Origin of the sequence: uncultured Kordia sp., assembly GCF_947489565.1 — a bacterium.
Lineage (GTDB): Bacteria > Bacteroidota > Bacteroidia > Flavobacteriales > Flavobacteriaceae > Kordia.
In genome coordinates, this window is the sequence record NZ_CANLEA010000009.1 from 207,769 (window position 1) to 221,105 (window position 13,337).

Genomic DNA, 13,337 nt, shown 5'->3' on the forward strand with positions numbered 1-13,337 from the left:
CTCGCTTTGATAATTTTAAGAATAATACCTCCGCATCACCCTCATTTCTACACCTATACCCTTATAAATTAGTGTAAAATAAACCTCGTTTTTCAAAAAAACTTACGCTATCAAAGCATTTTTAAGAAAAAAAAATTGGATTATTAACATATAATTAGGATTTTTGGCGATAGCTAATTCAAATAAATTAAAAAAATGAGAACAAAGTTTAGTGGAATTCTAACGCTATTCCTAGCGTTATTTGTGCAAATTCTGTTTGCACAACAACAGACTGTCTCAGGTACGGTTACCGATGACACAGGTATGCCGCTGCCAGGAGCAACTGTTTTGATTAAAGGTACTACTACAGGTAAGACTACTGATTTCGATGGAAATTATTCTATTAAAGCTAATAACGGGCAAACGCTTGTATTTAGTTATGTAGGATATACAAACCAAGAAATTAAGGTTACGTCTGCAACTATCAATGTACAATTAAAGCAAGGTGAAGCTTTGGAAGCTGTAACAGTTGTCGCTTATGGTGGAGCTGTAAACAGTGCTAAGGTAGCATCTGCAATTGCTACGGTTGATGGTTCAACAATCGAACAAGTTCCAATTAACTCGTTAGACCAGGTACTTCAGGGTGCTGCTGCCGGGGTAAATGTGAACACAGGTTCTGGACAACCAGGTCAATCTGCAACAATTATCATTAGAGGTCGTGGATCTTTACAAGGAGATATTGAGCCGTTATTCGTAATTGATGGTGTACCAGTAGATCAAGATAACTTTAGAAGTTTAAACCAAAATGACATCGAATCTTTATCAGTATTAAAAGATGCGGCTGCAACAGCTATCTACGGTAACAGAGGTGCCGGTGGTGTTGTAATCGTAACTACTAAGAAAGGTAAGAAAGGATCTGGAGTAAACATTCAGTACAGAACGCTTTATGGTGTTGCTGTAAAACCTAAAACTAGATTTGAGGTTATGAATGCAAGCCAGTTTTTAACTTTCCAAAGAGATTTATTACCAGGAACACAATTTGGTGATGGATTATCTGATACGCAGATCGCTGCTATTGCTGGTCAAACAAATACAAACTGGTCAGATGTGTTTTTCCAACAAGGAACAACTCTCTCTCACGAGATTAGTATTTCTACAGGTAATGAGAATACAAGCTCATATACATCTGCTCAATACTACAAGCAAGAAGGTATCACTCTTGGTAGTGATTTAAAGCGTTTCTCTTTCAGAAACAACTTCAATGGAAGTTCAGAGAGCAAGAAATTTAACTATGGTACTACTTTAACATTAAACCACTCGGTAAGTAACTTTATTGTGGATGCTGCCAGAGGAGGAAATACAGGTGGTCAGTTAGATAACCCGTTCTTAGTACCTTACATTGGTCTTCCTTACTTAAACAGATATAACCCTGATGGAAGTTTAAATACTTTCGGTACTGTACGAAGTGGAGCAGTTGATGCAAATGGAAACCAAGTGAATGCAAATGGATTCTTAAACACTCCATTCTTAGCATTAAACACTGCAAGATTTAATACTGACCAAGAAACTGAAATTAAAGCAGTAGGTAGTATTAATGCAGATTACAACTTTGCTAAGAATTTAACTATTGGTGGATCTGTTGGTATTGACTATACAAATATCGAATTATTACAGATTACTACTCCAGGAAGTATTAGAGGTTTAATTACTCCTAATCAAGGTTCTGAGATTAAAGGGTCTCAAAGTGAAACATTCTTTAGAGATGCTAACTTTATCTTGAATGCTTTCTTAAGATATCAAAATGACATTACTGATAAATTAAGTTTATCTGCTTCTCTTTATGGTGAGTACAACTATTCAAACACTCAATCTGCTGGATTTACAGCATTTGGTTTGAATCCTGCTTTACCAGGTTCTTCTGCTGGTTTTACTAGTGGAAACACACAAGAAGGAGACGATACAAACGGTGATGGTATTTTAGATGCAGAAACAGAACTTGCTTTGAACTATGTTCCAGGTGTTGCTTCTTCTGAAAGCGAACTTGCTTTAGCTTCTGTATTCGCAACGTTAGACTTAGATTATGATGGAAAGTACGGTTTCTCTGGAACAATCAGACGTGACCAAACTTCTCGTTTCCCTAAGAACTCAACAGGTACATTCTGGTCTGTTGCAGGTCGTTGGAATATTGATAACGAAGACTTCATGAGTGATGTAGATTTCATCAACGCTTTAAAAATTAGAGCTAGTTATGGAGTTGTAGGTAACCAAGGAGTTGGTAGCCGTTATCAAGGTTTACAAACTGTTGCTGCAAATCCAACTAGTTACCAGTTAGGTACTGGATACGGTTTAGGAGGATTAGTAGATGAAGATATCAAATGGGAAACAACAAATCAGTTAAACATTGGTTTAAGTTTTGGACTTTGGAATAATAGATTATCTGGAGAGTTTGATTACTATAACAACTTAACAGACGAGTTATTCTCTAACAATGCACCATTATCTGTTGCACAAACAGGATACAATACTGTAATTACAAACATCGGTAGTATGAGAAACTCTGGTTTCGATTTACAAATTGCTTATGATGTATTAAGAAAGTCTCAAACTAACCCTTGGGCTATTACAGTACGTGCAAATGGTAACTACAACAAAAACAGAGTTGAAGAATTACCAGTTGGATTTACAGGAAACACGTTACGTACTACAGAAGGTCGTCAAGCATTGACATGGCATGATGTAAGATGGGCGGGAGTAGATCCTTCAAATGGTCAACCACTATACTATGACATAAATGGTAACATTACGAACGATTACGATCCTAATAATGCTGTTTATTTAGACAAAAACTTTGACCCTTCATATACAGGAGGTTTCGGAGCTGACATTTCTTACAAAGGATTCTCTTTAAATACATTATTCTCTTTTGCAGCTGACAGATGGAGACGTAATGGATCTTTAGCAATTATTGAAGATGCTTCTTTAGCTGGTTTTGCTAACCAATCTATCACTATGTTAAATGCTTGGACTACTCCAGGTCAAGTAACAGATATTCCAAGATTGAGTTTCCAAGGTCGTGCTGAAATTGGAGATCGTTATATTGAAGATGCATCATTCTTGCGTTTAAGAAATGTTACATTATCATACACAGTTGACTCTAAAGTTTTAGAGAAAACAAATATCTTTTCTGGAATGAGAGTTTATGTTCAAGGTACAAACGTATTAACTTGGACTAAGTGGAGAGGATTTGATCCTGAAGGTAACCAATCTGGAGGTTTCTTCGATTATCCTATTCCAAGAACATTCTCTTTAGGATTTGACTTAAACTTTTAAATAAAAAAATAAAAAATGAAAAAATATTTTCTAATACCAATTATTGTTACCTTACTTTTCACAGTAAGTTGTGATGATCAATTAGAACGTTTTCCAGTCGATACATTAGTTGAAGAAACCGCCTTTCAACAAGTATCAGATTTAGAAAATGGACTTCGTGGAGCTATTAACAGTATCAACCGTGGAGGTGGATTAGCAAGTTTAATTGCATTTAACTCTATCTTTACTGATAACTGTAAAGTAGGAGTTGATAACGGTGGGCAGCAAATCGCGCTTATCAATCAAGTATTAAACTCTCAAGGTGGTGACCAAGGAACTTGGACTGACAGATACAATGCTATCAACAACTTTAACCGTCTTTTAGCAGCTGCTAGTACTATCGCTCCTCAAGCAGGAGAACAAGACACGTATGATAACATCTTAGCGCAAGCATATGCTTTTAGAGCTTACTTACACTTTGATTTATTAACATACTATGCTGAAGATTTATTAAATCCTTCATCATTAGGTGTATACTACCAAAATGTAGTAGCTACTTCAGGTTTCCCAGCTAGAAATACAGTTGGAGAAGCTTTAACTGAAATCGAAAATGATCTTACATTAGCAGCAAGCTTAATGCCTGCTAGTTCAACTGATGTAAACTTTGCAACTCAAGACTTCATTACATTCTTAAGAGCAAGAGTAGCATTATACACTGGTGATTACACTACAGCAATTTCAAATGCTAACACTATCATTTCTAACTATACACTTGCTAACCAAGCTCAGTATACTTCAATGTTTGCTGGAGACGGTGATACAACTGAAGTAATCTTCAAGTTTGACAATGTTTTAGGAAACAATGCTGCTATCGCATTCAACTGGATCTTTACAGGTACAGGTGGTAGTTTCATGGAAATGTCTAATGGATTATTTAATTCATTTTCTGCAGGTGATATTCGTCGTACTGTAAATCTTGATCCTACTAGTGATCCAGGGGCTAGCCCTACATTATTAGTTGTTGGAAAGTATCCACCAAACGCGGATACTAACTATATCAATGACTACAAAGCAATGAGACTTTCTGAAATGTATTTAATCAGAGCTGAAGCTCACGCTAGAAAAGCTGCACCTGATTTTGCTGCTGCTGCTGCTGATGTTGCTGCACTTAGAACTGCTAGATTTGGTTCTGCTCAAACTGTAGCTACGTATACTTCTTTAAATGAAGCTATCACAAACATCAAAGCTGAAAGAAGAATTGAATTATGTTTTGAAGGTTTCAGATATGTTGATATCAAGAGATATAGAAACATCTTAAACACTGGAATCGAAAGACTTCCTGTTGATTGTGAAACAGTACCATGTACTTTAGCGGTTTCTTCTGAGAAATTTACATTCCCAGTTCCTCAAGCTGAAATCAACGCAAATCCTAATATGGTTCAAAACTCTGGATACTAATAACTAAAAAAAAAAGTAATGAAAAAAATAGCAATACTTTTTATAGGAGCATTATTCATGTTAACTTCTTGTGAGGAGACTGAAGCACCTATATACGACGGTAGCCAGACTTTGGCTTACTTTAATGGAACCTCTTCGACTTTAGAAGTTGAAATCAATGATAGTAACACTATTGATATTGAAATCGGAGCTAGTACTATTTCTACATCTGACAGATCTGTTGCAATTTCTGTTGATGCAGATAATACTACTGCTGCAAGTGACATCTACAGTTTCCCATCTACAGTAACTATTCCTGCAGGTGAGTACTTTACAACATTAACTGTAACTGCTGTAGATAACGGATTAACTACAACACCAGAAACATTATCATTAAAGATTGATTCAATCGATGATGGTGGAGTTGGAAGTTCAATCACACACTCAGTATCTATCGTAGAAATTTGTCCAATTGCTGCTACGTTTGCAGTTGGTGATTATACATTAAATTTTGTATCTGGTGGAATTGGAGCTGCAGGTTTTGCACCTGCATTAGGAACAGGAGTTACTGTTACTTTAGCACCAGGAACTGCTTCTACAGAAAGAATTTTTAACGTGAAATGTTACCCAAGCTTTGGATTCGCGAATCCTCCTGCTGATTTTTCTTTCAGCTTAGTTTGTGGTACTACAGTAGCTAATGGTATTGTTGAAGGACAAGCATCAGGAGTTGGATGTGGAGGATCAATTGCATTTGGACCATCTACACCAGGTACTTATACAGTTGGAGATGACACTAACATGACACTTATTTTTGCAGAAGACACTGCTGAAATCTGTGGTTCTGTAGCTACAACTTCATATACATTAACTAAACTATAATCAACCCTGTTATGAAAAAAATCGTAAAATTATTCATCCTACCATTAGTATTGGTACTTACATATAGCTGTGTAAGTGATGATGATAGCAGATTTCAAGCAAATCCAGAATCTGGATGGATTGAATTTCCTTCTGCTTCAACTACAACTTCAGTAAATAGTTCATTAGAAACTGTTTCAATTCCTGTTAATTTTACAGCACCAATTAATCTTAGTAATGTAAGTGTTTCTTATACTATTCAAGATGTATTAGGTAACTCAAGTGATGCTATTTCAGCGTCAGGAACAGTTAATATTGCTGCAAATACAAATACAGCGACAATCGACTTAAGTATTGTACCAGGTGCTGATGTTGCATTAGTAGCTTCTGATATCACTTTTGATATCGTTTTACAAAGTGCTACAAGAGGTATTGGAGTTGGATTATCTGATGGTTCTGCTACAACTGTTCATACAGTAAACTTAGTATGTGACCTTACATTAGACTTAGGTGGAATGTACAGTGTAACTACTAACTATGGATACCATGATTTCTTACCAAGCTTCAACCCAAATACTGAAGTAATGGAGATCGTTGATAACGGTGACGGTACTTTCTTCGTACAAGATTTCTCAGGAGGTCTTTACAATGGAGGTCCTTATAGTGCTGCTTATGGAACTGGTCCAACTAGTATGGATGTAGTATTCGGAAACTCTTGTAACAAAATCCAATGGGAAGGACAAAGTGACCCTTGGGGAGCTATTATTCCATTAGATGGAGGAGTTAACGAAGTTGATATTGCAACTGGTGTTGTAACTATCTCTTGGTTCTGTGAAGGATACGGAGAAAACGGAGTATCTGTTTACACACCACTATAGTAATTAATATCACATTAATAATACATAGTAAAAACCACCCAATTGGGTGGTTTTTTATTTTATATTTGTCCCATGCAAAACAATAACACACAAATTTTTGGTATAAGAGCTATTATAGAAGCTATTAACTCCGGAAGCACAATAGATAAGGTTTTTATTCAAAAAGGTCTTAGAGGCGATTTATTCAATGAATTAGACCACCTTTTAAGAGCAAATGCTATCAGTACTTCGTTTGTACCACCAGAAAAATTGAATCGACTTACCAAAAAGAATCATCAAGGTGTGATTGCATTAATTTCTCCTGTTGAATTTTACGACTTAGATTCTTTAGTCCTAAATGTTATTGAATCTGGAAAAGTTCCTACGTTTTTAATTTTAGATCAATTGAGCGATGTTCGTAATTTTGGAGCTATTATTAGAACTGCTGAATGTACTGGAGTCGATGGAATTATTATTCAAAAGAAAGGTGGCGCTCCTGTAAATGCAGATGCTGTAAAAACATCAGCTGGTGCCATTTTTAAAATTCCTATCTGTAAAGTTGATCATATCAAAGATGCTATTTACCATTTACAAAGTTCAGGGATACAAATTGTAGCGGCAACAGAGAAAACAGAAAACAATGTTTATGATATAGATTTCACAGTTCCAGTGGCAATTGTAATGGGATCCGAAGGAAAAGGTGTTTCTCCTTCTATTTTAAAGATAGTAGATCATCACGCAAAGCTTCCTATGTATGGCGAAATTGCTTCTTTGAATGTTTCTGTAGCATGCGGAGCGTTTTTATATGAAGTTGTGAGACAAAGATTGTAAAAACTATTCTTCTTCAGAAGTTTTAGGGTTTCCTACATAAATATAATTTACTTTGAACCTAGTTGGTAGTATAGGCTTCTCCTCTACTTCATCTGGCAATGTTTCAATAAAGTTTCCGTTTTCATCAAAATGGCGCATGAATGGATCGTCTTCAGGAACAAATTCTTCCTTTTCCCATTCATACACTTCTTTGCTGTAAACAACTGGTAGAAAAACAGCCAATAAAAATCCAGTGATGAATCCTCCCAAATGCCCTTCCCAAGAAATATGAGGTTCTATTGGAAATAAATACCACAGCATTCCTCCATAAATAAACATGACAATAAGTGAAAGTGCAATAAATCTGTAATATCGAGTAATTACACCTTTAAAAAAGATAAAACTCATCAACACATAAATAAATCCACTTGCGCCTATATGATTGGCTTCTCTACCAATAAGCCATGTAATAATTCCGGAACCAAACAAACCGACAATAAAAATGGTCCAACGTTGCGATCGGTAAAAATAAATGACAGCAGTACTTAATAAAAAGAGCGGAACAGTATTATTCCAAAGGTGACGCATACTTCCATGAATAAAAGGGCTCAATACAACTCCTCGCAATCCTTTTAGTGTCCTAGGATACACGCCATAGTCATTGAAACGAAATCCAAAACGAACTTCACTCCAATATACCAACCAGATCGAAAAGATAAACAGAAATGGAAGTAAGATCACTGCTGGTGTAAATACAAAAGGTTGCTTATTAGAATTCATAGCATATTTTATACAAACTATTCAAAAAATTAGCCAAGATGTACATACATGAAAAATTGTCATAGCTAGCAACATGTAACTCATTATTAAGGTTTTTCCTCTTAAAAAATATGGAATTCACATATAACTATCTGATTTTTAAGCAGTAACTTATAGTGTAACCAATAAAACCTAACACCATGAAAAAAAAATCAACACTTACGGTCTTACTAATTTTAGTACTTTTTTCTTGTAATCATGAAGAAAATATGCCTGATAAAATAACTCAGGAAGCGAACTTAAAATCTATATACGATTTTGACAATTATGGTATCTCTCATAATCTTGCTATGGACCACATCGCTACGATGCCGAACTTTAACAATGCTACATTAGAAGACATTTTCTATTTTGCAGATACCTACACTGACGCTTATTTGAATAATTCTTGTCAATGTAATGATTGGCAAACTCACGAGATGCAAATGACCATGTTAGAACAAATGAATGAAGATATGACTACTACTTCAAACATACTTTTAAGCATGAACGTGATTACACCACAAGATGTACCACTAACAGATATGCTTTTTACCATTTTTGAAAATGCTATTTCTTATGAAAACAATTCCTATAAAAGCATTGAACAGTTTACTGCCGAAATTGAAGCCTTTGAAAATTTTGTCATGACGAATAACGCCATCGTATATGATCCAAATACTAAAACAGGAAATTATGCCGCCAATATTTTAGGAGCATGTAGCATTGCCAAAAGCAGTTATAGCTATTGGGTAAATGCCACACTTGATAATTCTCACCCATGGAACTATCGCTTAACACAATTAAATGCTGCCAATAGAAATGGCAACAAAACTGGAGTAATTCAAAAAGGTCTTTTTGGCGATATATGGCGTGGTATTAAAAGAGCTGGAGCTGATGCTGGCGGTTTTTTAGTTGGTGGAGATTGCGGAGGCATTTTAGACGGAAGAGATTTAGATTGCGCCATAAAACATGCCAAAAAGAAATCTTCTGGTGTTCGCAGATAGTAGTCTAATTTAAAAATAAGCACATCAGTATCTAGTTTCTTTTGTAGTTGCAGCATCTTATGCAAACTTCTCACGTATAGTTTGTATAATTGCCTTATTTTTACAGCATGAGTGAACCATTAGCCGAACGCATTCGCCCAAAAACATTAGAAGACTATATCAGCCAAGAACATTTGGTTGGAGAAACGGGTGTGCTTACACGCCAAATACAGCAAAGTATCATTCCTTCGCTCCTACTTTGGGGACCACCAGGAACAGGAAAAACAACCTTGGCAAATATTATTGCGACTACTTCCGACAGACCTTTTTATACGCTTAGCGCAATTAGTTCTGGAGTAAAAGAAGTACGTGAAGTAATTCAACGTGCCAAACAAGATAATGGTTTGTTTACCACGAAAAACCCTATTTTATTTATTGATGAGATTCACAGATTCAGTAAATCACAGCAAGACTCATTATTAGGAGCCGTTGAAAAAGGTTGGGTAACACTTATTGGCGCTACCACAGAGAATCCAAGCTTTGAAGTAATTCCTGCACTACTGTCGCGTTGTCAAGTATATGTATTGAATCCTTTCGGGAAAGATGATTTGGTAAAGTTATTACAACGTGCCATCAAAGAAGATACAGAGCTTTCCAAGAAGCAAATTACACTCAAGGAAACGGAAGCCTTGCTCAAACTTTCTGGTGGCGATGCACGAAAATTGCTCAATATTTTTGAATTGCTCATCAATTCTGAAGGAACTGAAAAAGTTGTCATCACAAACGATTTAGTACTAAGTCGCGTGCAAAAAAACACGGTTTTATACGACAAAACTGGCGAGCAACATTACGATATCATTTCAGCATTCATCAAATCTATTCGCGGAAGTGATCCCAATGGTGCTGTATATTGGTTGGCCCGAATGATTGAAGGTGGCGAAGATGTTAAGTTTATCGCGCGTAGAATGCTAATTTCTGCCAGTGAAGATATCGGAATTGCCAATCCAACTGCTTTAGTGATTGCAACCAATACGTTTCAAGCAGTTTCGATTATTGGTTATCCAGAAGCACGTATCATTTTAAGTCAATGCGCAGTGTATTTAGCAACTTCTGCAAAAAGCAATGCTTCGTATATGGCCATCAAAAAAGCACAAGCTATTGTCCGTGAAACAGGCGATTTGTCAGTGCCATTACATTTGCGAAATGCACCAACCAAACTGATGAAAGATTTGGGTTATGGCGAAGATTATAAATATTCACACGATTACAATCATAATTTTGTAGCGCAAGAATACCTGCCTGATGAAATTTCAAATACAAAGATTTACGATCCAGGAAGCAGTCCACGGGAAAAAAGTCTCCGTGATTTCCTAAAAAATCGTTGGCAAGATAAATATGAGTATTAATTAGATATTAGACCGCTTTGCTACTAGAATTTAGATCGCTTCGCCGTTAGATTGCTTCGTCTTTAGATTTTTTTAGCTATTAGTTATTAACTTTTATATTTATACTATCTATTAAAACATTTACTGTTGAAATTAGCTCTTCAGCTAGAAATTGAACTGAGTAAATTTCAAGAAATTCATGATCAGAATTACAGTGGTGTTCATCATGACATGTCCAAACAAAACGTATTAGTTCATTGATTTGAAAAACAAAAATAGTATACTGATCTATCGTTTCATCCAGACAAAGTAAATGTTTGAAATATTGTGCTTCATCTAAATCACGTTCATTCTGTAGAGTTTTAAAGTCTTCTTCAACTGATTCACCTTTAAACTTGATGTTCTTAAATCGCTCTTTCTTTATATTGTCAATTAGGCGCTGAAAAGATAAAATATAAGTTGACTAATAAACTGATTCGTTAGAAATCATCTTATTTCCCAAATAAAAATTTAAATCTAACACTTCTTGTGATGGATCATTTTTTGTCCATTCGAATGAGATATGTTTCTTATTTCCTACGTTCATATTTGTTTCATTTTTTGGCAAGAGAACGTACTCAAAAAAATGAACTTAAAACTTAATATCTAATTCCTTCTTTTTTGTTCCTTCTCCAGAAGATTTCGACAAAATCCACTTTCCGTTTTCTTTATACACGGTTGCGTCTTGTCCTTTGACTAAATATACATTTGGAACACCTGTTTTCAGTAGAATCATCACTACTTTAGGCGTCGTATCTACCAATTGATATCCGTTTTCAATTGGTTGCGCATATAGAACGGTTTTAGCAGAAGATTCAGTAACTGTCTTCACCATTGGTTTTTCAGCAACAGTTTCCTTTACAGTTTCCTCAACTTTCGCCTTGGTTTCCACAACTTTTTTAGGTGCTTCCTCAACAACAGATACAGGCGGTGGCGGTGGCGGAACTTCCACTACTTCTTTTTTCTTAGGTTCATACGAATAATTTGTAGCTTGAATACTCTCAAAAGCGCTTCGCAATGCTTGATTATACGCTTTCTCGTAGGCTTTAATTTTTGAACGTCCAATAGGAGTTTCTAGAATGATCTTATTCGAACAATCGCGGATTATGAAAGACATTTTTGTTGTAAAAATGTTAGAATCGTTTTTAATATCAACATACATTCCCATGCAACGATCGTCCCCTAATTCTTTTGGGAAATCTTCAGTATCGTATAATACGACGAAACCTTCTTTTTTAAATAAATGGCGCACTAAAGTGTTAACACGATATTTATCATGCTTCTTTAAAAAGTCAAATTTATAAGGAACAACTACGTATTTGTAATTATTTAGTTCTTGCGAAAAACAAGAAAATGCAATTAAAAGAAAAACAACACTTGCCAAAAAACGTTTCATCTGTATATTTTTTTCTGTTAGGCTTCCAAATTAAGAATTTTATTGGAATTGACTACTTTTTCTCCATCGGAAAAATATAATTAAAGCCCAATTGTAACGAAGCGTAATTGGATTTGGCCAGATTTTGATATTCCAGTAGATTATCTGCCATAATATAGAAGTTTATATTTCCAACATGCGTAGACAGTCCAACACCAACATTGGTCTTTGAAAATCCATCAACAGTATACGTTACTTTTCCACTTAAAAAATTAAATAACTGTCGGCGATAAAATGCAGAAAGCGAAAATTGTGGACGTCTTGATCTTCCAATAGCAAACAATTGCAATCCTGCTTCATTTAAATAATCGCCTTCATCTGCCGTACAATTGCACTCTTTGATGGTTTTCTTTCCATAACGATACGAAACCGAACCATTCAATTTTGGTGAACGCCAGGATATATAATTTTTCGAAATTGTATCTAGTTCAAATAAATCATCAAATGTATCTGAGATTTCCTGCCAGTATTCGTCTGCCGTTTGTCCAGAACCATTGTTCGGAAATAACGGATTGACACCTTCAAAGCTGTATTCTCCTTTCAATGTATACGTTTCTACATCTTTGGTATGGTAAATAAACCCTAAATCTTGAACGCTTCCTGTAACAGTCCATTGTTCTTTTGGATGATACGTAAAACCAAAATCGAGTCCTAAACCTAAATTTCCACCAAAAAGTACACGCTTGCGCAATTCTTTGATCGCTTTTTTATTCCAATCGTTTTGTCCATCATTATCCAAATCAATTAGAGAAGCATAGCCAGACGTTTGAAACTGTAGATCTAAATCAAAGTTGTGATTGTAAAAGTTATTGGTTCCTTCTTCCGTAATAAAACTTCCTTTATTGTTAGTGGATTTAAAATTAAGTAGACTTGAATAAATTTTTCCACGAAAACCATAGGTGAATTTTTTGTTCACTTTCGTTGTCAGACCTACATGCAAGACTGAAATCAACTCACCTTTACCATTTAAATCACCGAGATCAAACCTGCGTCCAATATTATTCTGATTTCCTTCAAAGGCAAGAATGGCGTAATCTCTTGGGTAATAAAAATGTACATCTAATTCTTGATACAATCCGAAAGACAAGTATTTGTTTGGTTCATAAGAATTTCCAAAGGCAAATCCGCCACTCAAAATTTCCAATTGTTGGTTGATTGTGAAATAGTCATTTCGATCTAAGTTATAGACAACACGGCGCAATTTATCATTAAAATTCACTCCATTATCTGCAAACAAATCATACGCGGTTACTCCAGAAGCTCCAGCACTCGCATGAATGTGCGATAATAACGGAACTCCAACATGCCATTTATAATTTACCTCTGTACCAGGATTGAGCAGCAGTGACTGTGGGATATCAGTATAGTTATACAGCAATTGCTTGTTTTGAGCAAACGCAAAACTAGTCAGAAGTAAGAATATGAAACTGAGTTTTTTCAAAGA

At 35.5% G+C, this 13,337-nt stretch carries 11 protein-coding genes; 7 read left to right on the forward strand and 4 right to left on the reverse strand.

What is annotated here, in order from left to right; all coding sequences use genetic code 11:
• Nucleotides 1-195 precede the first annotated feature (195 nt).
• From Q0845_RS14205 to rlmB, 5 genes are all read left to right on the forward strand, one after another.
• A complete protein-coding gene (locus tag Q0845_RS14205) occupies nucleotides 196-3,309 on the forward strand; it encodes a SusC/RagA family TonB-linked outer membrane protein (protein ID WP_298514372.1) in 3,114 nt (1,037 codons plus the stop codon).
• 15 nt (nucleotides 3,310-3,324) lie between these two features.
• Nucleotides 3,325-4,746, forward strand: coding sequence for a RagB/SusD family nutrient uptake outer membrane protein (locus Q0845_RS14210; protein ID WP_298514374.1), 1,422 nt, complete (start codon nucleotides 3,325-3,327; stop codon nucleotides 4,744-4,746).
• An 18-nt stretch (nucleotides 4,747-4,764) separates the two neighbouring features.
• Nucleotides 4,765-5,604: a hypothetical protein gene (locus Q0845_RS14215; protein ID WP_298514377.1), complete on the forward strand. Its 840-nt coding sequence runs from the start codon at nucleotides 4,765-4,767 to the stop codon at nucleotides 5,602-5,604.
• A gap of 11 nt (nucleotides 5,605-5,615) precedes the next feature.
• Nucleotides 5,616-6,461, forward strand: coding sequence for a hypothetical protein (locus Q0845_RS14220; RefSeq protein ID WP_298514380.1), 846 nt, complete (start codon nucleotides 5,616-5,618; stop codon nucleotides 6,459-6,461).
• A 72-nt stretch (nucleotides 6,462-6,533) separates the two neighbouring features.
• Entirely contained in the window at nucleotides 6,534-7,271 is a 738-nt protein-coding gene (rlmB, locus tag Q0845_RS14225; protein ID WP_298514383.1) for a 23S rRNA (guanosine(2251)-2'-O)-methyltransferase RlmB, read from the forward strand.
• A 3-nt stretch (nucleotides 7,272-7,274) separates the two neighbouring features.
• Here the strand turns inward: rlmB and Q0845_RS14230 are convergent, their stop codons facing one another.
• Complete coding sequence (locus tag Q0845_RS14230; protein ID WP_298514386.1) at nucleotides 7,275-8,030, reverse strand: rhomboid family intramembrane serine protease; 756 nt, start codon at nucleotides 8,028-8,030, stop codon at nucleotides 7,275-7,277.
• A gap of 179 nt (nucleotides 8,031-8,209) precedes the next feature.
• Between Q0845_RS14230 and Q0845_RS14235 the strand changes: the two genes are divergently transcribed.
• Together Q0845_RS14235 and Q0845_RS14240 are read left to right on the forward strand one after the other, a co-directional pair.
• Nucleotides 8,210-9,055, forward strand: coding sequence for a hypothetical protein (locus Q0845_RS14235; protein ID WP_298514389.1), 846 nt, complete (start codon nucleotides 8,210-8,212; stop codon nucleotides 9,053-9,055).
• A 107-nt stretch (nucleotides 9,056-9,162) separates the two neighbouring features.
• Nucleotides 9,163-10,440, forward strand: a complete 1,278-nt coding sequence (locus Q0845_RS14240) for a replication-associated recombination protein A (RefSeq protein WP_298514392.1) — start codon at nucleotides 9,163-9,165, stop codon at nucleotides 10,438-10,440.
• Nucleotides 10,441-10,882: 442 nt separating this feature from the next.
• Here the strand turns inward: Q0845_RS14240 and Q0845_RS14245 are convergent, their stop codons facing one another.
• The 3 genes from Q0845_RS14245 to Q0845_RS14255 are packed head-to-tail and all read right to left on the reverse strand — an operon-like array spanning nucleotide 10,883 to nucleotide 13,334.
• Nucleotides 10,883-11,005, reverse strand: coding sequence for a hypothetical protein (locus Q0845_RS14245; protein ID WP_298514395.1), 123 nt, complete (start codon nucleotides 11,003-11,005; stop codon nucleotides 10,883-10,885).
• Between the two features lie 45 nt (nucleotides 11,006-11,050).
• The gene (locus Q0845_RS14250) at nucleotides 11,051-11,854 is read right to left on the reverse strand and encodes a hypothetical protein (RefSeq protein ID WP_298514398.1); all 804 of its coding nucleotides are present in this window, start codon (nucleotides 11,852-11,854) and stop codon (nucleotides 11,051-11,053) included.
• Nucleotides 11,855-11,906: 52 nt separating this feature from the next.
• Nucleotides 11,907-13,334 (reverse strand): DUF5723 family protein, encoded by a 1,428-nt coding sequence (locus Q0845_RS14255; RefSeq protein ID WP_298514401.1) that lies wholly within the window; start codon nucleotides 13,332-13,334, stop codon nucleotides 11,907-11,909.
• Nucleotides 13,335-13,337 lie beyond the last annotated feature (3 nt).